Here is a 21,469-nt window from a genome sequence, read left to right on the forward strand (position 1 = left end):
GCTACGTGAACGCCACCTCTCTGCGAGCGACGGCGCCCGCGCCCGCGAGCGCGACTCCCAGTCCCCCGAGCAACCCGACCGGCAGGTGGACGCCGCCGCCGCGCCAGTCCGCCGCGTACGCGCGGGCGTAGAACTCGGCGACCGCCTCGTCCTCGACCGCGAGCAGTACCTCCCTGTTCTCCGTCGCCGCGCCCTCGTTCCAGTTGAGGCTGCCGACGACGGCGGCGTCGTCGACGACGAGTCCCTTCGCGTGGACCTTCCCGTACCGGCCGCGCGGCTCCGCGACGGACACCTCGATCGGCTCGTCGGCGAGTTCCTCGACGAGCGCGCGGTTCGCCTCCCGGTCGTACCACGCGCCGGACACGAGGAGGTGCACGTCGACGCCGCGGTCCGCGGCCCGCCTGAGCGCGCGGACGATCCGGTTGTCGGGGCCGCCGGTCCGCGGGACCACGGCCAGCACGCGGTCGTCGGCGGCGTCGATCCGCGCGACGAGGCGACCGGCGGCGTTGCCCGGGGCCGTCAGGAGCTCGACGTCCGCGGTCGTCGCTCCCGGCGGTTCGAACCGCGTCGGATACGACTCGTTCGCCGCGCCTCCCTCGTGGAACTCGGTGTCCGCCCGGAACGACGACCACGCCCGGGCGTCGGGGGCCGACGCGTCCGCTCGGAAGAGGGCGGCGAGGTCGTCGGCGGTCGTCTCACCGTTCCCGGTCGACGACCTCGCCGCCCCCGTGACGACGCCCCAGCCCCGGTTGGTCCGCCCGCCCGTCCCGGACGCCTTCCAGTTCTCCGTGAGGACGACCGCGCGGTCGTCGGCCACCGCGTACTTGGCGTGGTGGAAGCGGAACCGCTCGGGGTCGCCGTCGAGCACGCGGACCTCGACGCCGGCGGCCGCGATCCGGTTGAGGAGCCGCGCGCTCCGCGCTGAGAAGCCGCCGACCGGCGACCCCTCGACGAGGACCCGCACCTCGACGCCGCGGTCGGCGGCGTCGACAAGCAGGTCGGCGACCCGCTCCGATCCGAGCGTGTAGCCGGCGAGCAGCAGGCGGTCGTCGGCCGCGCGGAGCGGCTCGACGGGAACGCCTGGGCTGTCCGGCAACACGAACGGTCGCACGGTCGCGTTCTCGGTTCGGGTCGCCGACCGCGAATCGTACCCCCGCGGTCGCCACTCTCCCCAGTCCGCGCGCCAGCGGTGTCCCTCGGGCGCGCGGTCGTAGTCGACCGCGGCGACCGCCGTCCCGTTTCGCCGGAGCTCGATCCGGTCGCCGGACGCGGCGAGCGGGAAGTAGCCGTCGAGGGCGCGGAGCTCCGGATCGCCGACGCCGCCGGTACCCGCGACCGCGGTCTCGTCGTCGATCAGCGCCGTCGCGTTCTCGGGATCCATCGAGAGGGCGACGACGCCGCTCGCGTTCGTCGGAATCGACGCTTCGTGGTAGCCGTCGGCGAGCGACCAGTTCCCGCGCTCGGGGAGTCGGACGACGAGGTACTCGCCGCGGTTCCCCGCCGCCGTCGGATTCGGGAACAGCTCGAGGATCCGCGGCTGCTCCGCCACGAGCGTCCGGTTCTCCGTCCCGTCGTTCGACTGCGCGACGACGCCGTTTGGGCCCGGCCCGGCGACCGCCGCGCCGGTCCCGGTGTCACTCGCGGCCGAGACCGGTGCGGCGGCCGTCAGGACGAGCAGCGCGAGCGCGCCGGCGATGACGCTCGTAACGTCGGTGGCGCTCGCGATCGATCCACTTGCGGAACGGAGAGGTGCGGGCGACACGGGACGCCTACCCGCGTCATCGGATAAGAAACGTCGGCTGAAAGTCGGCCGGCGTCAGGCGGTCGGAGCGGACTCGTCGAGCGCGCGGTCGGCCTTCTCGGCCTCGGTGGAGACGATGAAGGAGCGTTCGTCGCCGTACTCGGCGACCGCTTCGAGCGCCTCGCGCGTGCCGATCTGGCGGAGCGCCCAGCCGGCGGCCGCGCGCACGTCGTCGGAGTCGTCGTCGGCGAGCGCGTCGGTGAGGGGGTCGATCGCGCGGGTGTCGCCGATGAGCCCGAGCGCGCGGGCGGCGTGGGGGCGCACGAGGTCCTCGGTGTCGCCCTCGGGGTCGAGCTGGTTCGCGAGCGGCTGGACCGCCTCCGCGGCGCCGATCTCGCCGAGCGCCTTGAACACGGTCTTCTGGAGCTGCGGGTTCGAGTCCTCGGAGACGAACTCGACGAGCGTCTCGGTCGCCTCCTCGGCGGCCATTTTCCCGAGGATGCGGATGGACGGCCGGTCGCGCTTCTCCGCGCGGCCGAGCAGCTCCTCGACCGACGCCTCGGTCTTCCCGCGTTTGCCCATCCGCTCGAACGCCTCGAGGCAGTGGCGCTCCATGAAGTCGGACTGCAGCGAGTCGAGCGCGAGCAAGATCTGGTCGACGTTGCCGCGCGTCTCGTGCTCCTTCAGCGCGGCCCACTCGACCGGGAAGTCCTTGTAGTGGCCGAGCACGTCGTAGTACCCCTGCGCGCGGAGTTGCTCGTGGGTTTCGAGGTCGTCCCACTCCTCGGCGTCGTCGAGCCCCGCTTCGAGCGCGTCGGTCGCGTCGAGCAGCGCCGCGATCGTCTCGGCGTCGTCGTCGGGGTCGAGACCGGCGTCCGCGACCGCCTCGGCCACCGCGTCGAGCGCGGCGGCCAGCTCGTCGAGGTCGTCGTGTGCGGGGTCCGCGTCGACCGCGACCGACTCGGACGCCTCCTCGACGAAGACGTCGACCGCGTCGGCGGCGTCGTCGCGCCCCTCGGCGGTCCACTCGGTGTCTTCGAGCGTCGACTCGGCGGCCTCGATCGCCTCGATCACGTCCTCGGCGTAGGGGCCGCGGGCCTCCTCGACGCCGTCGCGGAGCTCCGCGATCCGGTCTTCGAGGTCGCCGCGCGGGTCGTCGGCGTCCTCGTCGTCCTCGTCCGGCTCGGGGAGATCGGCCTCGGCGACTCCCTCTTCGGCGTCGTCGAGGAGCGCGTCGACGTCGTCGAGGTCCGCCTCGGTCTCGGCGTCGTCGAGGTGGGCCTCGATCTCGTCGAGGTATTCGTTCAGGGACTCCTCGGTGGCTTCGTCGGGAAGCGTGGGCGCGGCGGCCGCGTCCGTCGACTCGCCGGCGCCGCTCGCCTCTTCCGCGTCGTCCGCGGCGTCGGCCCCCTCGGAGGCGTCGGCCGGGTCGTCGTCGCCGTTGCTCATACATCCAAACTGGACGCGTACTCCATTAAGACGTTTCCCTTCGCGGGCGGAGTCGAACGTCGGTGTCGACCGGTATCACACACAACAGAAAAAATATCTTCAACATATGGAACTCTGATTACCAAAGTGAGAACGATTAAGTGGGTCGCGCGCGTACGTGTAGACCGCATGAGCACTCAGAAAGAGGCCCGTCAACGGTACGGCGACGTCCACGAGAGCGAAGCGCTGCGCATCCCCGAGGAGAAGGCCGAGCAGCTCGTCGACGCGCTCAACTCCGATCTCGCGGCGACGTACGTCCTCTACCACCAGGTGAAAAAGCACCACTGGCTCGTCGAGGGCGCGGAGTTCCACGACATCCACGAGTACCTCGGCGAGGTCGCCGCGGACCTCGAGGAGGGCGCCGACGTGATCGCCGAGCGCGCGCAGGCGCTCGGCGGCGTGCCGCTCTCGGGCGGCGCGAACTACGAGGAGCACGCGCCGGTGAGCCCCGAGGACGCCGACGCCTACGACATCCGCACCTCGCTGGAGAACGACCTGGAGATCTTCGGCGACATCATCGAGCAGCTCCGCGAGCACGTCCAACTCGCCAACAACCTCGGCGACTACAACACCGAGGAGCTGCTCCGCGAGATCCTCGAAGGCGTCGAGGAACACGGCCACCACATCGAGCACTACCTGGAGGACGACACCCTCGTCACCCAGGGTTCGCTCGAATAGGCGTCGACGGTCTCGCGGTAGCCGACGATCTCCGTCTGCAGCCTCGAACTCTCCCGTTTTCTCACCTAAAAGCGACGCTGTTTCTTTATAACTGACTACCGCCCGGACTCGTAGAACTCCTCGCGGTACACCCGCCCGAACGCGTTCCGGCGCAGGGTGCTGGCGGCGGCGTCGGGCTCCTCCTGATACGTCGCCGCGACCACCGTGTCGGCGAAGGGGATCGGGTGCCACACCACGTTGTCGACGTTGTCGGACCCGATCTGAACCACGTCGTCCTCCTCGAACGCGCTGTCGGCGAGCCACTCGTCGAACTCCCTCTCCTCGCCGACGTGGACCGCGAGCATCTCGGCGAACGTCGCGTCGCGCGCGGTCCGGATCACCTCGGGCGTGACCCGCTCGTCGTACTCGTCGGCGTCGAACGACATCGCCTTCGTCGCCTCGCGGACGACGACCTGCGCGACCGGGCCGACCTCCTCGTAGCGCTCGAGCGCGTCGGCGCGGGTCTCCGGCGCGAACGTCCCTCTGGTGTGCATACACGCTCTTGGCCGTCGACTGAAAAGGGCGTTCCGTTACGCGGACGAATCGTCGGGGGCGTCGGGGGCGTCGGAATCGCCGCTGTCGGTTGGGTCGCTCTCGGCGTTCTCTTCGCCTTTGTCGTCCCCGTCGTCGCCCGCCTCCCGCGCCATCTCGCGGGCCTCGCGGATCGCGTCGGCCACCTCCGGACTGGTCTCGCCGGTCGAGTCGACCCCGCCGGGGGCGCCGCCCGCGGCGTGACTGTGGCCGCCGTGGCCGTGATCGTGTCCGGCGTGGTCGTGACCGCCCGATCCGACGCCGTCGTGCGCTCCGAGGTCGACGTCGGGGCGTCCGCGATTGACGGTGTCCTCGAACACCTCGTGGTACTCGGCCGTCTCGGCGTGGGGCGTCACCTCGGCCGCGAGCCCCGCCGGCTCCCGGTCGCTCCAGTCGGACACGTGGTCGTCGAGCCACGCCTCGTGGTCGCCGCCGTGTAGCATCGCCGTGAACGCGAGGTGATGCGCGAGGTGTTCGCCGTCGCGCTGGGGCGTCTCGCAGACGGGGCAGGCGTATCCCATATCGGACGCGGGTACGGTCGTGAGGCGTAAAGCCGCGTCGAACAATTTTGACGACGCCGTTTGCTTATAAGTGGTTGGCCGACTCGACGACGGTGAAGGCCTCCAAAGCCCCAGCCGCTCGGATACGCGCGGTTGATCGCTGATCGGCGGTACACACCTTCCAAAGCCCCAGCCGTGAGGCGGGCGCACGCTCGCTGCGCGCTTCAGTCGCTCGCAGGCTCGCTCCTTCTAGTGCTTACGTCGCCTCCGCCCGCCTCACGGCTGCCCCTTTGAGTCCCACCCCGCACGGCACCCAGCCTCACGCCTCCCCAGCCTCGTCGGCCGGCGCTTATAAGCGCCGGCCGACTCCCTCGCGCGTGCACCTCGCGCCCTTCGGGCGCTCGGCGGCACGCGCCACCGCACCGCGTCGGTGGGTCTGAGTAGTTCGTCGCCGCCTCGCCGCGTGCGCGTTTCGCACCTATAACAGCAACTTTATCACTCGCACGGAGCGAATTTCCGGTAAGACTACTCCGTTAGGAGGTCCAACAGTGACTGAAGCCAACACACAACCGGAGGTGAACATCGGTCTCGTCGGTCACGTCGACCACGGGAAGACGACGCTCGTGCAGGCGTTGTCCGGCTCGTGGACCGACCAGCACAGCGAGGAAATGAAACGCGGCATCTCGATCCGGCTGGGGTACGCGGACGCGACGTTCCGCCGCTGTCCCGGCGTCGACGCGCCCGAGTGTTACACCGTCGACGAGGAGTGCGAGGACGGCTCCGAGAGCGAGCCGATCCGGACGGTCTCGTTCGTCGACGCGCCCGGCCACGAGACGCTGATGGCGACGATGCTCTCCGGCGCCTCGATCATGGACGGCGCCGTCTTGGTCGTGAGCGCGACCGAGGACGTCCCGCAGGCGCAGACGGAGGAGCACCTGATGGCGCTCGACCTCATCGGGATCGAGAACGTCGTCATCGCGCAGAACAAGGTCGACTTAGTCGACCGCGACCGCGCCGTCGACAACTACCGGCAGATCCAGGAGTTCGTCGAGGGAACCGTCGCGGAGGACGCGCCGATCGTCCCCGTCTCCGCGCAACAGGAGGTCAACATGGATCTCCTCATCGACGCGATCGAGTCGGAGATACCCACTCCCGACCGCGACCCGTCCGAACACGCCCGCATGTACGCGGCCCGCTCGTTCGACATCAACCGCCCGGGCGCGACCGCGGCGGACCTCAAGGGCGGCGTCGTCGGCGGTTCGCTCGTCGCGGGCGAGCTGTCGGTCGGCGACGGGCTGGAGATCCGACCGGGCCGCGAGGTCGACGAGGAGGGCCAGACGGAGTGGCGCCCCCTCGAGACGACGGTGCGCTCGCTGCAGGCCGGCAGCAACGACGTGGAGTCCGCCCGGCCGGGCGGACTGCTCGGCGTCGGGACCGGGCTCGACCCGAGCCTGACGAAGGGCGACGCGCTCGCGGGCCAGGTCGCCGGCGAGCCCGGCACGCTCCCGCCGACGCGAAACGAGTTCGAGATGGAGGTCGACCTCCTCGACCGGGTCGTCGGGAAGGAGGACGACGAGAGCGGCGAGAGCGATATCGAGGAGATCTCTACCGGCGAGCCGCTGATGCTCACGGTCGGCACCGCGACGACGGTCGGCGCGGTGACGAGCGCGCGCGACGGCGAGTGCGAGGTCAGCCTCAAGCGCCCGGTCTGCGCCGAGGAGGGCGCACAGATCGCGATCAACCGGCGCGTCGGCGCGCGCTGGCGACTCATCGGCGTCGGGACGCTCTCGTAACGTGACCGACGGAGCCCGCGAGACCGGCGAGGCCGCCCACATCGAGGTCGTCGCGCTCGACGCGAGCGCCCTGATGGCGCCGGTCGAAGCGGACCTGCGGCTGTTCGAGGAGCTCGATCGGCTCCTCGGCGCCTACGAAGTCGTCGTCCCGACGGCGGTCGTGTCGGAGTTAGATCGGCTGCAGGGCGGGAACGGCGAGGAGGCGACCGCGGCGAGCGTGGGCGCGGACCTCGCGACGCGGGCGGAGACGGTGGCAACGGACGAATCGTACGCCGACGACGCGCTGGTCGAGCTGGCCGCCGAGGGCCGGGTCGACGGCGTCGTCACCAACGATCGACCGCTGGCGAACCGGGTGCTGGAGGCGGGCGCACCAGTAATCGGTTTAAGGGGTCGGAACGCACTGGCGATAACGGAACCCTAGCGGACGCGGACAACCAATCATGTACAAACGAGTTCGACTCAAGGATACGGTCGAGGTGCCGCCGAAACACCTGGCGGACGTCACCGACGAGCGGGTGAAAGCCCTGCTGCAGGACAAACTGGAAGGACGAATGGACGAGGACGTTGGGAGCGTCGTGAGCGTCATCGAGGTCCACGACATCGGCGAGGGCGCGGTGCTCCACAACCGCCCCGGCGTCTACTACGAGGCCGAGTTCGACGCGCTGACCTACGACCCCGACATGCAGGAGGTCGCCGACGGCACCGTCGTCGAGACGGTCGAGTTCGGCGCCTTCGTCGGGATCGGCCCGGTCGACGGCCTGCTCCACGTCTCGCAGATCACCGACGAGTACCTCACGTTCGACGGGGCGAACCAGCAGCTCGCCTCCTCGGACTCCGACAAGACCCTCGGCGTCGACGACGCCGTCCGGGTGCGCGTGGTGACCAAGAGCATCGACGAGCGCAACCCGCGCGACTCGAAGATCGGGCTCACCGCGAAACAGCCCGGCCTCGGGAAACACGAGTGGCTGGAGGGCCAGCGACTTCACCGCGAACAGACCGGTGAGGAGGCCGACTGATGGCCGAGGACCGCCTGGCGTGCCGTGAGTGCCACCACGTCAACGACCCCGACTCCCAGACCTGCGAGCACTGCGGGTCGTCGTCTCTCACCGAGGACTGGGCGGGCTACGTCATCATCACCCAGCCCGAGGAGAGCCAGATCGCCGAGGAGATGAACGTCACGAAGGCCGGCTCGTACGCGCTGAAGGTCCGGTAGGGCGGCGGTCGGCTGCGGCGGTTCGCGGGACGGCTCACGGTAGCGGCTCGCGGTTTCGACCACCCACAACCCTATGCTCACACTCCCCGACTCCCTGCGCGACGCGTTCAAAGAGCCGCTCGGCCCGGTGACCACCGACGCCGACGAACTACTCGCGGACGCGGCGGAGACCCGCGGCGAGCGGGCCGCGCCCGACGCCCCCGTCATCGCGGTCGGCGACGTGGTCACGTACCACCTGCGGGAGGCGGGCCGCGTTCCCGACGTCGCGCTCATCGACGGGAAGACCGAGCGCGAGGCGGTCGACCCGGCGATCGAATCCGCGCTCGCGGACGCGGACGACCGACGGATATCGGTGGAGAACCCCGCCGCGTCGCTGTCGCGGGAACTCCTCGAGGCGCTCTCCGAGGCGCTCTCCGACGTCGATCCGGTCATCATCGAGGTGACGGGCGAGGAGGACCTGGCCGCGCTCCCCGCGATCCTCGCCGCGCCCGACGGCGCGAGCGTCGTCTACGGCCAGCCCGGCGAGGGGATGGTCCGCGTCGCGGTCACGCCGGAGTCCCGCGAAGCGGCGCGCGAGCTGTTCGAGGGGCTCGAGGGCGACGTCGAGGCGGCCTACAAGGCGCTCGGTCGGGTCCCAGACGACGATCGGTGAGATCCGGACGGAGACCGGCGAACGCTCGTTGGCGGCGGCACCCCCGCTTCGAAATCCTTTTACAGCTTTCGAGGGGATATACGCCTAACTGAACCATGGACGTCGATATCATCTCCGAGGAGGAGAACCCGATGTTGCACCGCACGGACATCCGTTTCGAGACGACCCACGAGGAGGCGACGCCCTCCCGTCTGTCGGTCCGCGACTCGCTCGCGGCCAAGCTGGACAAGGCCTCCGAGGAGGTCGTCGTCCACGAGCTGGACACGAAGTTCGGCATGCGAAAGACGGTCGGCTACGCGAAGGTGTACGACAGCGCGGAGGACGCGCTCGACGTCGAGCAGGAGCACATGCTCGAACGCAACAAGATCGGCGACGAGGGCGACGCGGACGCCGAGGAAGCCTAACGCCCGCCGAATGCGCGTTCTCGGCATCGAGGGGACCGCCTGGTGTGCGAGCGCCGCCCTCTACGACGCCGAGACCGACTCCGTTCTCATCGAATCGAACCCGTACGAGCCGGACAGCGGCGGCATTCACCCGCGCGAGGCCGCCGAGCACATGTCCGAGGCGATCCCCGAGGTCGTCGACGCGGTTCTCACGGCGGCCGAGGAGGAACACGGACCGGACGCGCTCGACGCGGTCGCCTTCTCTCGCGGTCCCGGACTCGGTCCGTGTCTCCGGACCGTCGGCACCGCCGCCCGGTCGCTCGCGGGGGCGCTCGACGTGCCGCTCGTGGGCGTCAACCACATGGTCGCACACCTGGAGATCGGTCGCCACCGGTCCGGCTTCGATAACCCGGTGTGTCTGAACGCCTCCGGCGCGAACGCCCACCTGCTCGGCTACCACGACGGGCGCTACCGCGTGCTCGGGGAGACGATGGACGCCGGCGTCGGCAACGCGATCGACAAGTTCACCCGTCACGTCGGCTGGGACCACCCCGGCGGTCCGAAGGTCGAGGCGGCGGCGCGGCGGTACGTCGAGGGGAGCGACGGGCCGGGGGATCTCCTCGATCTCCCGTACGTCGTCAAGGGGATGGACTTCTCCTTCTCCGGGATCAGCTCCGCCGCCAACGACGCGTCCGACGACGGGGTCCCCGTCGAGGAGATCTGCTTTTCGCTGCAAGAGCACGTGTTCGCGATGTTGACGGAGGTCTCGGAGCGCGCCCTCTCGCTGACGGGCGCCGACGAGCTCGTGTTGGGCGGCGGCGTCGCGCAGAACGACCGGCTCCGCGAGATGCTGTCGTCGATGTGCGCGGCCCGCGGCGCGCGGTTCCACGCCCCGGAGCCGCGCTTCCTCCGCGACAACGCCGGGATGATCGCCGTGTTGGGCGCGAAGATGGCGGCCGCGGGCGACACGGTCCCCATCCGGGAGTCCGCGATCGACCCGAACTTCCGCCCGGATCAGGTGCCCGTGACGTGGCGGAGCGGGGAGTCGGTCGCTCGGCGACGCGCTCCCGGTGAGCGCGACGGGACGGGCGCCGACCGTCGAGGCGCCGAGGCGACGGTGGAGGTCGTCGCCGGGGACGGGGGCGACGCCACGGACGGGGCCGCCGACCGTCGCGTGATCAAGCGCCGCGTCCCGAAGGAGTACCGTCACCCCGAGCTCGATCGAACGCTCAGGCGCGACCGGACCGTCGCGGAGGCCCGGCTGACGAGCGAGGCCCGCCGAGCGGGGGTACCGGCGCCGCTGGTGTACGACGTCGACGTGCCGAACGCGACGCTGGCACTCCAGTACGTCGGCGACCGCGACCTCGCCGCCGCCCTCGACGGGGGGACGGAGCGCGCGGCGTCGGTGGGGCGACACCTCGCGCGGCTCCACGACGCGGGGATCGTTCACGGCGATCCGACCACGCGGAACGCGCGGGTTGAAACGCGAGACGAAGGCGACCCGCGGACGACTCTCATCGACTTCGGGCTCGCCTACCACACCGGCCACGTCGAGGACCACGCGATGGACCTCCACGTGTTCGAGGGGTCCGTCCGCGCGACCGCGGCCGACCCGGACCCGCTGATCGAGGCCTTCGAGGCCGGGTACGCGGCCGTCGGCGACGACGAGGTCCTCGAACGCCTCCGCGACGTGGAGGGGCGCGGGCGGTACCGGTAAACGGCCGGGAGCCGGACCGCGAGGTGCCGCCGGACGACGAACGACGCCGACTTGCGCCACGCTTTATATGCCCGGCGAGCGATGTGCAGGTATGGCAGACAAACCGTCCTCGGGAGAGATCCTCGGGATCCCGTACAACTTCGAGCGGCCGAGCCTCGGTCGAATGCTCTCGTCGTACTGGCAGCCCGACAAGGGAATGTTAGTGGAGAAGCCGTTCGGCATCGGATACACGCTGAACCTCGCGAACTGGCGGTCGTGGATCGTCCTCGCCGTCGCGGGCGGGCTCTACTACCAGCAGACGCAGTCGGCCGGCGCCGCCGACGCGTCCGTCGACGACGTGGACACGAGCGACGAGCCGGTCGAAGTGATCGTCGACGACGACTGAGCATCGCCGCCGCCTACCGTCGTCGACGATCGGTTGCCGGAACCGACCGCGGGGAATCGGTTTTTCAGACGTGATTTTGAGACGGATTCTTTTAAATACTAGAACGGCGTATCGGAAGTAATGAAAGTCCAGTTCGAGTGTTCGTGCTCGGAGGAGATCTCCGAGTTCACCCGCGGCGAGACGAGCCGCGGGGTTCACGTCGAATGCGGGAACTGCGGCGCGGTGTACGCGGTGACGATCACGGAACTCGACTAGCAGCGCGGTTCGACCCCCTCTGTCTCCTGAATCGAACGTTCAGGTCAGTCGTCGTCGGCCGCGCTCTCTTGGGCCCCGTCCGCGACCGCGTCGGATCGCGCGGTGTCGTTTCCGCACTGCCTCCATCCGTCCGCATCTTCCGTCGACCCCGTCGACGCCGGGCCGTCGACCGACTCGAACCGAAGCCGGACCGTCGTCCCGTCGTCGCTCGTCTCGAACCCGACGGTTCCGCCCTGCGTCTCGCACATCCACTTGACGAGCCACAGCCCGATGCTGCTCGCGTGCGACAGCGGCGTCTCCTCCTCGGCGCGCAACACCGCCCGCTCGTCGTCGGGGAGCCCCGGACCGTTGTCTCGGACCTCGAGACAGGTCGTCGACCCGGTCTCCGTGACGCGGACGTCGACCCGGCGCACCGACTCGTCGTTGTGCGTGACGGCGTTCTCGAACACCTCTCGGATGGGGTACTCGATCGACTCGTCCGCGCGGACCCACGCCTCGGCGGGCGCGTCGACGGTGAGCGAGACGTCCGCGCGGTCGATCTCCGCCGTCGCCTCGGCGACCGCGTCGACGAGGTCGACCCGCCCGCTCGGTGGGGCCGGAGACGCGTCCTCGATGACGCGCAGCTTCTCGCTGATCTCGACGACGTCGTCGGTCGTCTCCCGGATCGTTTCCAAGCACTCGCGGCTCCGCTCGTCGTCCACCCGGTCGGAGAGCAGGTCCGTGTACCCCTGAATGACGTTGAGGTCGTTCCGAACGTTGTGGCGGAACACCCGGCTCAACACCTGAAGCTGTTGGTTCGACGTCTCGAGCTCACTTCGGGCGGTGACCGCACGGCGCTGCTGATACGCCGTCGCCCCGTAGAGGACCAGCGAGGAGACGCCGACCAGCGCCCAGCCGTCGACAGCCTGAATCGGGGTCCACGTCGAGGGGGAGCCGATCGCGGACGCCACCGCGAGGTCGGTTACGACCACGAACAGCGACCCGAGACAGAGATACGCGACGGCGAGCTCACGCGGAGATCGGTCGAAGACGAGGTCTGATTCCAAGTTCATTTATATTACGGCGTGCCCCGGGCGATTTTTAGCGCACGTAACGGCTGTCTCCGAGACGTAATAAACCTTGACAGGGATCACCACGACTTGCAGTCGGGACAGACGCGCTCCCCGTCGTCGAGCCAGCGGCGTTCGACGCTGTCGCCGCACCGCTCGCAGTCGGCGCCGCCGGCGGTCCACGTCGCGGTCGCGGGAGCCGGATCGTCGGCGACGGCGCCGTCTGTCGAGTCCGCGGATGGCGAGCCGTCGCCGACAGTCTCAGTCTCTGCGTCCGACCCCTCGAACTCGTCGAGCGAGCGGTCCTCGGGCATCTACGCCTCCCGGCGGAGTCGCGCCACGACGTAGTCGCGTTCCAGTTCACCGAGGAACTCGCCGAGCCGCGGTCCCTGGGTGTCGTCGAAGAAGAGCCGGTAGCCGGCGGCGAAGAAGTCGCTCACCTCCACGTCGTGTGCGCGCGCCGTCTCGTACATCTCCGACTGGATCGCGTCGCCGTCGTGGCCGGCCGCGACGAAGTCGGCGAGGTCGTCGAGCGCGGCCGCGACGTCCTCGTCGAAGTCCGCGTCGGGAAGGTCCGTCTGGAGCAGGTAGTCGTACTCGTTGCCGGTGCGCTCCGCCCAGTTGCGCGCCTTCTCGACGCGGGCGAGCGCGGCCTCGACGGCCTCGTCCGAGGCGTCGTCGGGGATGTGTCCCTCGTCGCGGGCGAGCCGCTCGCGGAAGTCGGGGTCGTCGACCATCCCGAGCACGGCCGCGAAGGTGTACGGGAGCCGGACGGGCCTCTCCGCGGGCGGATCGTCCGCGCGCCCGACGACGAACGGGTAGGCCCGCTCGGCGAAGGCGGTCAGGTCCTCGTCGTCGACCTCGCCGAAGTACGCGCGCTCGAACCGGTCGAACCGGTCGACGAGCTGGTCGAGCCGTTCGATGTCCAGGTCGCGGGCCTTCTTCGGGTGGAGCGCGAAGAAGTACCGGAGCACGGCGGGTTCGAGCAGCTCGAGCAGCTCTGGGACGGTGACGATGTTGCCGGCCGACGAGGAGAGCGGCTCGCCGTTGAGCGTGAACCACTCGTACACCATCGGCACTGGCGGCTCGATTCCCAAGACCTTCCGCGCCACGTCGACGCCCGAGGGCCACGACCCCTCCGCGTGGTCCTTCCCGAACGGCTCGAAGTCGACGCCGAGCACGTCCCACTGGCCGGGCCACTCCAGCCGCCACGGGAGCTTCCCCTCGCGGAACGTGGCGGTTCCCTCGTGGCCGCAGCCCTCGATGGTGTTGTCGCCGACGTCCATGTCGGTACAGACGTACTCGACGGTCTCGGCGTCGAGGTCGACGCCCGTGACCGTCTCCGTGATCTTCCCGCACTCGGCGCACACCGGGTTGAAGGGGACGTACTCGCCGTCCACCTTGTCCTGGTACGCCGAGAGCACCTCGCGGACGCCGTCGAGGTCGGAGAGGACGGTCCGGGTCACGTCGTCGAACGCGCCGTCGGCGTACAGCTCCGTGTTCGAGACCATCTCGACCGGAATCTCCAGCCGGTCGGCGTCGGCCTTCAGCAGGGCGGCGAAGTGGGCGGCGTACGACTCGCGCTCGCCGAACGGGTCCGGGATCGCGGTGTACGGCTTCCCGAGGTTGCGGCCGAGCGCGCCGGCGTCGACCTCGCCGAGCCCGACGATCTCCCCGTCGGGGTTCGCCAGCTTCCGGGGGAGCTTGCGGAGCGGGTCCTTGTCGTCGGAGGTGAACACCTGCCGGACCTCGTGGCCGCGCTCGCGTAGCACCGCGGCGACGAAGTAGCCGCGGATGATCTCGTTGAAGTTCCCGAGGTGCGCGACCCCCGAGGGGGAGACGCCCCCCTTGATGACGATCGGCTCGTCGGGGTCGCGCGCCTCGATCTCGTCGGCGACCACGTCGGCCCAGAAGGCGTGAAACCCCTCGCCGCCGTCCCCGTCGCCCGCGTCGGCGGCGTCCGCCGCCCCGTCGGCCTCGCGGGCCTGCTCGGAGAGGATGTGCGGGGAGTCGTCGGGCGTCGCGTCCGCGGTCGCGTCGGCGGGGTCCTCGTCGGCGCTCACGCGTCGCCCGCCCCCGTCCAGTAGGTCGGCTCGTCGCTTCCGGTCGGGACCACGTCGGTGCCGGTGTGCTCGCCGCGGAGCACCGCGTCGACGACCGCGCTCGGGTCGGTGCCGTCGAGGACGATCGACCTGATGCCCGCCCGGTCGATCAGCTTCGCCGCGAGCAGGTCGACGGGGGCGGACGCGCCCGCGTCCCGGCTCATCGGGAGGACGACGTCGACCAGCTCCGCCGGCGACATCGACTCGAACTGGGTCGCGTCGGGGTCGACGTTCGGGTCGGCGTCGTACACGCCGTCGGCGCTCGTGGCGTACACGAGCAGGTCGGCGTCGACCGACTCCGCGAAGGCGGCGGCCACCGCGTCGGTGGTCTGACCGGGGGTCACGCCGCCCATCACCGCCACCTCGCCGCGGCGGAGGGCGGCCGCGGCCTCGTCGTACCCCGTCGCCGGCGAGAGGTTCGCGTCCCCGTCGAGCGCGGCGATCAGCAGCCGGGCGTTGAGCCGGGTCGTCCCGATTCCCAGCTGGTCGAGCTCGACCTCGTTGGCGCCCAGCTCGCGCGCCGTCCCGATGTACTCGCGCGCCACTCCGCCACCGCCGACGACGATACCGACCTCGCAGCCGTCGGTTGACAGCCGCTCGATCGCCTCGGCGTGCGCGGCCACCCGGTCGGGATCCAGATCGGGCGCGAGCACGCTCCCGCCGATAGAAACGACGACTCTCATTACGGTCGAATACCCCTGTCGCGGTCTTAAGGATTATCAAGCGGAACCGGGTGCTCTCGCCCGCTCTCCGGGACCGGGAAACGCCTAAGCCGCTCCCGGTCCGCCTACGGGTATGCAACCGATATCGATCGTCGGTCCCGGGGCGACCGACCTCGCGGAACCGCTCGCGGAGCGGCTCGCCGGGCGAGTGGCGGTCGTCGACTGCAGCGGGGAACGCCGAGAGAGCGGCGAAACGCCCGACTCCGAGGCGACCGACGGCGGCGTCGCGGTCGGGAGAGAGGGCTCCGACGCCGAGCGAGGACCGGCATCGACCGCCGACACGGCGCTCGCGCTCGACTCCGACGGGTCGTGGAGGGGTCGGGGACGCGCCGACGGGCTCGACGACCTCCTCGACGGGCTCGCGCCCGACCACGACTACCTCGTCGCCGTCGGCGAGTCGCGGCTGCGCGTTCCGACGGTCCTCCTCGGAGCGGACGCGGAACCGGCGGACGTCCCGGGCTCCGTGATCGCTGCGGCCGACGCCCCCGACGAGGTCGACCTCGATCGGCTCGTCGCGGACCTGACCGACGCGGAGCCGTGGGTCACCCGGGAGACGCTCGTGCGCCGCGTGGAGGCGTCCGCGAACGCGGACCGCGCCGGCGCTATCGCGACGTTCACCGGGCGCGTCCGGGCGCGCGACGCCCCCGACGACGACCGGACGACCCACCTCGCGTTTGAGAAGTACGAGGGGGTCGCCGCGGAGCGGATGGACGCCATCGCGGCCGAGCTGGCCGAGCGCGACGGCGTGTTCGAGGTCCGGATGCATCACCGGACGGGCGTGATCGAGGCGGGCGAGGACATCGTGTTCGTCGTCGTCCTCGCCGGCCACCGCCGGGAGGCGTTCCGGACCGTCGAGGACGGGATCGACCGGCTGAAAGACGAGGTACCGATATTCAAGAAGGAGGCCACGGAGGCCGAGGAGTTCTGGGTCCATCGGCGCGAGTGACCACCGATCGGCCGCGCGACCCGCGCTATCGCCCTCGCGTACCGCTCATTTACCAGCAATATAATCTGGTTAAGCCGATCGTTAACGATCCGCCGAAGCGATGAACTCGTCGAGAGCCGCTCTATGTATAACCTGTTTAGAACAGTTAATAAAATTTCTAAGCGGCTTTAGAGACCTTTTGAACGGTTCGTCAGACACGTTTTAGCCGCTTTCCTCGATCTAAAACGCCATGAAAGCCGCTGAACATCCCCCAACGGTCGTCCCTTTATAACACCCTTCGGGGGCAAGCGGTGAGTGTACCATGAGCGCGACTGCGAACCCCTCCACGACCGCGACCGCGACCGACGACCTCAGCAAGGAAGAGCGGCTGAAGCGGTATCTGCTCGACCGCGCGGAGGACGGTGAGATGTACTTCAAGGGGAAGTTCATCTCCGAGGACGTCGAGCTCTCGCCGAAGGAGATCGGCGCCCTGATGGTGAAGCTCCGGGACTCCGCCACGGAGCTCACCGTCGAGAAGTGGTCGTACACGGGCGCGACGACCTGGCGCGTCGAGCCCGCCTGACGCCGGAAGCGTCGACACCGACCAACGCGCTCGCGCGCGTCCCCGCACCACGCGCTGACGGCTCTCCGAACCGATCGGTGACTCCCCCTTCGCTCCGCTGACGGCCTGTTCCCCGTCTCCCTCCGCTGACGACCGTCTTCCCACCGACCGGTACCCGCTCCGGGGACGCCGAACCGATCGGCGAGCGCTTCGCCCGACGCGGGGTTTATACTCGCCGACGGGCTACGACCGACGATGCCAGAACACGAGGACGGGGAGCCGTCGGAGGGGTCCGACGTTCCGCGTCCGGAGCCGCTCCGGACGTTCTTCCGGATCGACGAGGTTCGCCGGGAGGACGGCCGCGTTCGGTATATTGGTGAGTCGTACGTCCCGGAGCGCACGCTGCTGCGGAAGCTGGTCCCCAAGTTCCGCGACGCCGGCTACGACGTCGACTTTGAGGCGGTCGATGGGGGACACGTCGTCGTCGCGACGCCCTTCGACAGCGGACGGGACGGGATCCCGTGGGTCAACGTCGCCATGTTCGCGGCGACGGTCCTGTCGACGCTGTTCGTGGGCGCGTACGGGTGGTACTACGTCGGGTGGGAGGAGATCGCCGCGAACCCGCTGGTCATGCTGCGGGCGTGGCCGTTCACGGCCGCGGTGCTCGGCGTCCTGATGACCCACGAGCTCGGCCACTACGCCGCCGGGCGGTACCACGGCGTCGACGTCTCCCTGCCGTACGTGATCCCCTTCGTCTTCCCCTTCGGGACCCTCGGAGCGATCATCCGTATGCGGGGGCGGATGCCCTCGCGGAAGGCGCTGTTCGACATCGGGGTCGCCGGCCCGATCGCGGGGCTGGTCGCGACGGTCGTCGTCACCGCGATCGGCCTCTCGCTCGATCCGATCCGGGTCCCGGCCGAGATCGCGAACGCGTCGGAGACGATGATCCGGTTCAACAACCCGCCGCTTTTAGGGATCATCGCCGACCTCCTCGGTCAGCCGACGGCGTACGAGGACCCGGCGCTCTCCGCGCACCCGGTGGTGATCGGCGGCTGGGTCGGGATGTTCTTCACCCTGCTCAACCTCCTGCCGGTCGGCCAGCTCGACGGCGGGCACATGGTCCGGGCGATGGTCGGCCCGCGACAGGAGACGATCGCGGCGCTGGTGCCGGGCGCGCTCCTCTCGATCGCCGGGTACCTCTACTTCTGGCGCGGCTTCGGGCTCGACCAGTCGGTGGGGCTGTGGGCGTTCTGGGGCGTGTTCGCGCTCGTGATCGCGTTCAACGGGCCCGCCGACCCGGCGGACGAGGAGCGGCTCGGCTGGCCCCGTCTCGCCGTCGGGATCGGGACGTTCGCGGTCGGCGCGCTCTGTTTCCTCCTCGTTCCGATCGAAGTCGTCTCGGCGTGAGGCCGCCGGGGCGTTCGGCGGGGCCGAGGCGCCCCCGTCAGTCCTCGCGCCGCTTCTTCATTCCCTGTCTGGTGAACTGCGGCGTCGCGCGGATCCCGCGCTTCTTCCGGAACGAGCGGTAGAGCGCGACGGCGAGCGGGGCGGCGAGTAAGAGCACGACCGCCGCCAGCCGCCACGACTGGGCGAACGAGTAGAGGATCGTCGCGGAGAGCACGCCGACGGCGAGCAGCACCGAGTACGCGATCCGCATCGCGAGCTTGTCGAGGACGTTCGACCCGTCGTCGATCGTGACGTCGACGTGGAGGTCGCCGCGGTTCGCCCGGTCGAGGAAGTCGTCGGCCTTCGGCGGGACCGTGAACAGCGCCTCCGTCGTCTTCTGGGCCTGCCGCCCGGCGTCCTCGGCGAGGTCGCGGGCGGTCTGCTCGTAGTACCCCTCCTCCCTGAGGTACTCCGTCGCGGTCGAGATGAAGTCGAACTCGGGGTCTAAGGTGACACAGACCCCCTCGACGACCGTGGCGACGCGCAACACGAGCGCGAGGTTCGGGGGAAGCCGGAGGGGGAACTCGTAGATGGTCGACTCCACCTGCTCGATGATCTGGTTCACCTGATACTGCTCGATGTCCTCGCCGCTGGCGTCCGCGATGGCCAGCTCCATCACGTTCCCCATCACCTCGCGGTCGGCCTCCGGCGAGAGGGTGCCCATCGCGATCAGGGTGTCGAGGATGCCGTCGATGTCCTGCCGGGCGACCGCCACGTAGAAGTCGACGATCTTCCCCTGAATGAACGGGTCCACTCGCCCCGCCATCCCGAAGTCGTAGAAGATCACGGCCCCGCGGTCGTCGACCGCGAGGTTCCCGGGGTGGGGGTCGGCGTGGAACACCCCGTCTTCGATGATCATCTGCAGGTACACCTCCTGGAGCGTCTCGGCGATGGCGTTCCGGTCGTGTCCCGCCTCGTCGAGGGCGCCGACGTCGCTGATCTTGGTCCCCGGGATGTACTCCATCGTGAGCACGCGCGGCCCGGAGACCGCCTCGAAGGCGGTCGGGATCCGGATCCGGTCCTCGTCCGCGAAGTTGGCGCGGATCTCCTCGAGCATCTCGCGCTCGCGCTCGTAGTCCATCTCCTCGCGGATCGTCTTCGCGAACTCGTCCGCGAGATTCTCTAAGGAGAACGCCCGTCCGCTGCCGATGAACCGCTTGACCAGCGGGATCGACCACCGGATCGTCCGGAGGTCGGCCTCGACGAGCGACTCGATCCCGGGCCGCCGGACCTTCACCGCCACGTCGGTCCCCTCGTACCGGGCGGTGTACACCTGTCCGAGGCTCGCGCCGCTTATCGGGTCTCGATCGAAGTCGTCGAACGTCTCGTCGACCGGGCCGAGCTCGTCTTCGAGGACGGTCTTCGACTCCCCCCACGGGGCCGGCGGCACGTCGTCTTGGAGCCCCTCCAACACGTCGATGTACGCCGGCGGGAGGATGTCGGGCCGCGTCGAGAGGATCTGTCCGAGCTTGATGAACGTGGGCCCGAGCGTGAGCAGGATGTCGAGGAGGACGGCGGCGCGCTCGCGCTGGGTCTCGGCGTCGACGTCGCGGCCCCCGCCGAACAGGAAGTACCGCTTCCGGTCCCGCCAGTAGGCGATGATCAGCGGCGAGAAGCGCCGCATGACCACGAGGAACCGCCAGTACGCGCGGAGGTTAACCAGCGTGACCACCCGTCAGGCGCCTGCCTCGTCGTCGCCGTCCGCCGTCTCGTCGTCCCCGTCGCCGGTCTCGATCCCCTCCTCGCCGGCATCGTCCCCGTCCTCTCCCGCCTCGTCGACCGGGATCGTGCGGGAGGCGTCGCCGGTCCGCTTGGGGATCGTCACTTCGAGGACCCCGCGGTCCATCTCCGCGTCGGCGCCGCTGCCGTCCGCATCGCCGGGCAGGGGGAGCTCCGCGTCGAGGAACAGCGGCCGGTCCTCGCGCACGTAGCGGAACCCCTCGGGAACCTCCTTCTCGCGGCGGCCCTCGATGGCGATCCGGCCGTCCTCCGCGAGGACCTCGGTGGTCTCGGCGGTGGCGCCCGGGAGGTCGACGACGAGCACGTACCCCTCGTCGGATTCGAGCAGGTCCGCAAACACCGCGTCCGGGAGGTCCCGGAGCGCGTCGCGTAACGCTGACATGGACACGGGTACGGTCGCCGCGGCGAAAAAGGTGTGGAAAGGGGGGACGGGTCCGCTCGGGGTTGGTTCGTCCTCGCGGTTCCCGACGGCGAACGACTTAAGTACTGTTGCGTGGTAACGCATGTCACGAGGTGAGTACGGAAGATATCGGAGACCGAAATCGACGGCGGCCGACGACCGAGCGGTACCGCATCGAGTTCCGTTCAGTCGACTTTCGGGTTCGGACCGCGTCTCCGTCGGGGGACGGGGCTCCAACGGCGCTTCGCTCGCCGCGGCTTTTTAAGTAATGCACCGAGAGCGACGGCTTCCCGCCTTCGGGCACCGCTGGGCGCCGCTACGACCCTCCTGAGACCCGCGAGCAGAACGCCGCGAGCGCCGCGTTGAACGCCGCCGGTCGCTCGAGCATCGCGAGGTGCGCGGCGCCCTCGATCGTCGCGCGCTCGCAGTCGCCGATCCGGTCCGCGAGGTAGTCGTGGTACTCGACGGGCGTGAGCGCGTCGTGCTCGCCGACGAGCGCGAGCGACGGGACCTCGATCTCGCCGAGGCGGTCGCGGACGTCGAAGGCGTGGCAGGTGCGGAAGTCGCGTTCGGTGACCGCGCGTCCGCACTCGCGCATCCCCGCACGGGAGAGCTCGACGTACTCCGGCGGCGCGTCGTGGAACAGCCGGTCGGGCTCGTGAAGCAGCTCGATCGCTCGGTCGAAGTCGTTCGCGAGCGCCTCGCGGAGCGGTTCGGCGACGGCGAGCTTCGCGCCCGTCCCGGCGAGCACGAGCCCGTCGAGCGCCAGGTCGCGCTCCAAGGCGACCCACAGCGCCACGGCCCCGCCCAGCGAGTTGCCGCAGAGGACGGTCGCGCCCGTCGCCTCGGCGACGGCGACCACGTCGTCCGCGTACGCGTCGAGGGCCTCGGGGCCGGCGGCCGCGCCGGCGTCGTCGCCCTGGTCGTCACCGCCTCCGATGTCGTCGCTGTCGCCGTGGCCCGACAGGTCGAGCGCGACGGCCGGGAATCGGTCGCTCAGACGCGCCTGCGCCTTCCAGACGTCCTTGCTCCCGCCGCTCCCGTGGACGAAACAGACCGTCGGCCCGTCGCCGCCGCGGTCGGAGGCCCGGTAGGCGGTGTCGCGGCCGTGGTGGGTGACCCGCTCCATGGGCTGTTGGTCGCGCGCG

24 protein-coding genes are annotated in these 21,469 nt (G+C 70.0%); 13 read left to right on the forward strand and 11 right to left on the reverse strand.

From position 1 onward, the window contains the following. Window position 1: 1 nt before the first annotated feature. Both EDM04_RS06065 and EDM04_RS06070 read right to left on the reverse strand, forming a co-directional pair. Complete coding sequence (locus tag EDM04_RS06065) at window positions 2-1,762, reverse strand: phosphatidylserine/phosphatidylglycerophosphate/cardiolipin synthase family protein (RefSeq protein ID WP_206424433.1); 1,761 nt, start codon at window positions 1,760-1,762, stop codon at window positions 2-4. Between the two features lie 54 nt (window positions 1,763-1,816). Then, a complete protein-coding gene (locus EDM04_RS06070) occupies window positions 1,817-3,190 on the reverse strand; it encodes a HEAT repeat domain-containing protein (RefSeq protein ID WP_123620251.1) in 1,374 nt (457 codons plus the stop codon). A 168-nt stretch (window positions 3,191-3,358) separates the two neighbouring features. Between EDM04_RS06070 and dpsA the strand changes: the two genes are divergently transcribed. Beyond that, window positions 3,359-3,907: a DNA starvation/stationary phase protection protein DpsA gene (dpsA, locus tag EDM04_RS06075; RefSeq protein WP_123620252.1), complete on the forward strand. Its 549-nt coding sequence runs from the start codon at window positions 3,359-3,361 to the stop codon at window positions 3,905-3,907. A gap of 95 nt (window positions 3,908-4,002) precedes the next feature. Here the strand turns inward: dpsA and EDM04_RS06080 are convergent, their stop codons facing one another. Beyond that, window positions 4,003-4,440 carry a DUF5809 family protein gene (locus EDM04_RS06080; RefSeq protein WP_123620253.1) on the reverse strand — a complete coding sequence of 146 codons (438 nt, stop codon included), beginning with the start codon at window positions 4,438-4,440 and terminating at the stop codon, window positions 4,003-4,005. 36 nt (window positions 4,441-4,476) lie between these two features. Next, window positions 4,477-4,998 carry a DUF5810 domain-containing protein gene (locus EDM04_RS06085; RefSeq protein ID WP_123620254.1) on the reverse strand — a complete coding sequence of 174 codons (522 nt, stop codon included), beginning with the start codon at window positions 4,996-4,998 and terminating at the stop codon, window positions 4,477-4,479. A 527-nt stretch (window positions 4,999-5,525) separates the two neighbouring features. Here EDM04_RS06085 and EDM04_RS06090 point away from each other — a divergent pair. The 9 genes from EDM04_RS06090 (at window position 5,526) to EDM04_RS18965 (ending at window position 11,375) form a co-directional block, all read left to right on the forward strand. Continuing rightward, window positions 5,526-6,770, forward strand: a complete 1,245-nt coding sequence (locus EDM04_RS06090) for a translation initiation factor IF-2 subunit gamma (RefSeq protein WP_123620255.1) — start codon at window positions 5,526-5,528, stop codon at window positions 6,768-6,770. A gap of 1 nt (window position 6,771) precedes the next feature. Beyond that, window positions 6,772-7,191, forward strand: coding sequence for a PIN domain-containing protein (locus EDM04_RS06095; protein ID WP_123620256.1), 420 nt, complete (start codon window positions 6,772-6,774; stop codon window positions 7,189-7,191). A 19-nt stretch (window positions 7,192-7,210) separates the two neighbouring features. After that, the gene (locus EDM04_RS06100; protein WP_123620257.1) at window positions 7,211-7,786 is read left to right on the forward strand and encodes a DNA-directed RNA polymerase; all 576 of its coding nucleotides are present in this window, start codon (window positions 7,211-7,213) and stop codon (window positions 7,784-7,786) included. After that, entirely contained in the window at window positions 7,786-7,983 is a 198-nt protein-coding gene (spt4, locus tag EDM04_RS06105; protein ID WP_008007804.1) for a transcription elongation factor subunit Spt4, read from the forward strand. The genes EDM04_RS06100 and spt4 overlap by 1 nt, the downstream gene beginning before the upstream one ends. Before the next feature lie 73 nt (window positions 7,984-8,056). Continuing rightward, window positions 8,057-8,635, forward strand: coding sequence for a GTP-dependent dephospho-CoA kinase family protein (locus EDM04_RS06110; RefSeq protein ID WP_123620258.1), 579 nt, complete (start codon window positions 8,057-8,059; stop codon window positions 8,633-8,635). A gap of 95 nt (window positions 8,636-8,730) precedes the next feature. Then, on the forward strand, window positions 8,731-9,039 hold the full coding sequence (locus EDM04_RS06115) for a 30S ribosomal protein S24e (RefSeq protein WP_123620259.1): 309 nt from the start codon (window positions 8,731-8,733) through the stop codon (window positions 9,037-9,039). Window positions 9,040-9,049: 10 nt separating this feature from the next. After that, complete coding sequence (locus EDM04_RS06120) at window positions 9,050-10,735, forward strand: bifunctional N(6)-L-threonylcarbamoyladenine synthase/serine/threonine protein kinase (RefSeq protein ID WP_123620260.1); 1,686 nt, start codon at window positions 9,050-9,052, stop codon at window positions 10,733-10,735. 91 nt (window positions 10,736-10,826) lie between these two features. Then, a complete protein-coding gene (locus EDM04_RS06125; RefSeq protein ID WP_123620261.1) occupies window positions 10,827-11,120 on the forward strand; it encodes a DUF5808 domain-containing protein in 294 nt (97 codons plus the stop codon). Window positions 11,121-11,240: 120 nt separating this feature from the next. Continuing rightward, window positions 11,241-11,375 carry a hypothetical protein gene (locus EDM04_RS18965; RefSeq protein WP_006114415.1) on the forward strand — a complete coding sequence of 45 codons (135 nt, stop codon included), beginning with the start codon at window positions 11,241-11,243 and terminating at the stop codon, window positions 11,373-11,375. Between the two features lie 44 nt (window positions 11,376-11,419). Here EDM04_RS18965 and EDM04_RS06130 read toward each other — a convergent pair whose 3' ends face one another. The 4 genes from EDM04_RS06130 to pyrH all read right to left on the reverse strand — a co-directional run bounded on the left by EDM04_RS06130 (window position 11,420) and on the right by pyrH (window position 15,209). Continuing rightward, complete coding sequence (locus EDM04_RS06130; RefSeq protein WP_123620262.1) at window positions 11,420-12,427, reverse strand: sensor histidine kinase KdpD; 1,008 nt, start codon at window positions 12,425-12,427, stop codon at window positions 11,420-11,422. Window positions 12,428-12,504: 77 nt separating this feature from the next. Continuing rightward, window positions 12,505-12,738 (reverse strand): hypothetical protein, encoded by a 234-nt coding sequence (locus EDM04_RS06135; RefSeq protein ID WP_123620263.1) that lies wholly within the window; start codon window positions 12,736-12,738, stop codon window positions 12,505-12,507. Further along, window positions 12,739-14,487, reverse strand: coding sequence for a lysine--tRNA ligase (lysS, locus tag EDM04_RS06140; RefSeq protein ID WP_123620264.1), 1,749 nt, complete (start codon window positions 14,485-14,487; stop codon window positions 12,739-12,741). It abuts the gene before it with no gap. Then, window positions 14,484-15,209, reverse strand: a complete 726-nt coding sequence (pyrH, locus tag EDM04_RS06145; protein ID WP_123620265.1) for a UMP kinase — start codon at window positions 15,207-15,209, stop codon at window positions 14,484-14,486. Before pyrH ends, lysS begins: the two co-directional genes overlap by 4 nt. A 112-nt stretch (window positions 15,210-15,321) precedes the next feature. Here pyrH and EDM04_RS06150 point away from each other — a divergent pair, with 112 nt between their 5' ends. The 3 genes from EDM04_RS06150 to EDM04_RS06160 all read left to right on the forward strand — a co-directional run bounded on the left by EDM04_RS06150 (window position 15,322) and on the right by EDM04_RS06160 (window position 18,142). Beyond that, the gene (locus EDM04_RS06150; RefSeq protein ID WP_123620266.1) at window positions 15,322-16,194 is read left to right on the forward strand and encodes a molybdopterin synthase; all 873 of its coding nucleotides are present in this window, start codon (window positions 15,322-15,324) and stop codon (window positions 16,192-16,194) included. A 301-nt stretch (window positions 16,195-16,495) separates the two neighbouring features. Continuing rightward, window positions 16,496-16,756, forward strand: coding sequence for a hypothetical protein (locus tag EDM04_RS06155; protein WP_008007782.1), 261 nt, complete (start codon window positions 16,496-16,498; stop codon window positions 16,754-16,756). 234 nt (window positions 16,757-16,990) lie between these two features. Then, window positions 16,991-18,142 (forward strand): site-2 protease family protein, encoded by a 1,152-nt coding sequence (locus tag EDM04_RS06160; protein ID WP_123620267.1) that lies wholly within the window; start codon window positions 16,991-16,993, stop codon window positions 18,140-18,142. 37 nt (window positions 18,143-18,179) lie between these two features. Here the strand turns inward: EDM04_RS06160 and EDM04_RS06165 are convergent, their stop codons facing one another. From EDM04_RS06165 to EDM04_RS06175, 3 genes are all read right to left on the reverse strand, one after another. Next, window positions 18,180-19,853, reverse strand: coding sequence for an AarF/ABC1/UbiB kinase family protein (locus EDM04_RS06165; protein ID WP_123620268.1), 1,674 nt, complete (start codon window positions 19,851-19,853; stop codon window positions 18,180-18,182). 3 nt (window positions 19,854-19,856) lie between these two features. Next, window positions 19,857-20,303, reverse strand: a complete 447-nt coding sequence (locus EDM04_RS06170) for an Hsp20/alpha crystallin family protein (protein WP_123620269.1) — start codon at window positions 20,301-20,303, stop codon at window positions 19,857-19,859. 334 nt (window positions 20,304-20,637) lie between these two features. Further along, window positions 20,638-21,450: an alpha/beta fold hydrolase gene (locus tag EDM04_RS06175; RefSeq protein WP_123620270.1), complete on the reverse strand. Its 813-nt coding sequence runs from the start codon at window positions 21,448-21,450 to the stop codon at window positions 20,638-20,640. Between the last annotated feature and the right edge of the window lie 19 nt (window positions 21,451-21,469).

The sequence above is a fragment of the Halorubrum sp. CSM-61 genome, from assembly GCF_003781945.1.
Classification (GTDB): Archaea; Halobacteriota; Halobacteria; order Halobacteriales; family Haloferacaceae; genus Halorubrum.

Bases quoted from the DNA above. Each gene is read 5' to 3' on its own strand.
- EDM04_RS06070 (WP_123620251.1), bottom strand. From the start codon at position 3,190: ATGAGCAACGGCGACGACGACCCGGCCGACGCCTCCGAGGGGGCCGAC.
- dpsA (WP_123620252.1), top strand. From the start codon at position 3,359: ATGAGCACTCAGAAAGAGGCCCGTCAACGGTACGGCGACGTCCACGAG.
- EDM04_RS06080 (WP_123620253.1), bottom strand. From the start codon at position 4,440: ATGCACACCAGAGGGACGTTCGCGCCGGAGACCCGCGCCGACGCGCTC.
- EDM04_RS06085 (WP_123620254.1), bottom strand. From the start codon at position 4,998: ATGGGATACGCCTGCCCCGTCTGCGAGACGCCCCAGCGCGACGGCGAA.
- EDM04_RS06100 (WP_123620257.1), top strand. From the start codon at position 7,211: ATGTACAAACGAGTTCGACTCAAGGATACGGTCGAGGTGCCGCCGAAA.
- spt4 (WP_008007804.1), top strand. From the start codon at position 7,786: ATGGCCGAGGACCGCCTGGCGTGCCGTGAGTGCCACCACGTCAACGAC.
- EDM04_RS06110 (WP_123620258.1), top strand. From the start codon at position 8,057: ATGCTCACACTCCCCGACTCCCTGCGCGACGCGTTCAAAGAGCCGCTC.
- EDM04_RS06115 (WP_123620259.1), top strand. From the start codon at position 8,731: ATGGACGTCGATATCATCTCCGAGGAGGAGAACCCGATGTTGCACCGC.
- EDM04_RS06120 (WP_123620260.1), top strand. From the start codon at position 9,050: ATGCGCGTTCTCGGCATCGAGGGGACCGCCTGGTGTGCGAGCGCCGCC.
- EDM04_RS06125 (WP_123620261.1), top strand. From the start codon at position 10,827: ATGGCAGACAAACCGTCCTCGGGAGAGATCCTCGGGATCCCGTACAAC.
- EDM04_RS18965 (WP_006114415.1), top strand. From the start codon at position 11,241: ATGAAAGTCCAGTTCGAGTGTTCGTGCTCGGAGGAGATCTCCGAGTTC.
- EDM04_RS06130 (WP_123620262.1), bottom strand. From the start codon at position 12,427: ATGAACTTGGAATCAGACCTCGTCTTCGACCGATCTCCGCGTGAGCTC.
- EDM04_RS06135 (WP_123620263.1), bottom strand. From the start codon at position 12,738: ATGCCCGAGGACCGCTCGCTCGACGAGTTCGAGGGGTCGGACGCAGAG.
- pyrH (WP_123620265.1), bottom strand. From the start codon at position 15,209: ATGAGAGTCGTCGTTTCTATCGGCGGGAGCGTGCTCGCGCCCGATCTG.
- EDM04_RS06150 (WP_123620266.1), top strand. From the start codon at position 15,322: ATGCAACCGATATCGATCGTCGGTCCCGGGGCGACCGACCTCGCGGAA.
- EDM04_RS06155 (WP_008007782.1), top strand. From the start codon at position 16,496: ATGAGCGCGACTGCGAACCCCTCCACGACCGCGACCGCGACCGACGAC.
- EDM04_RS06160 (WP_123620267.1), top strand. From the start codon at position 16,991: ATGCCAGAACACGAGGACGGGGAGCCGTCGGAGGGGTCCGACGTTCCG.
- EDM04_RS06170 (WP_123620269.1), bottom strand. From the start codon at position 20,303: ATGTCAGCGTTACGCGACGCGCTCCGGGACCTCCCGGACGCGGTGTTT.
- EDM04_RS06175 (WP_123620270.1), bottom strand. From the start codon at position 21,450: ATGGAGCGGGTCACCCACCACGGCCGCGACACCGCCTACCGGGCCTCC.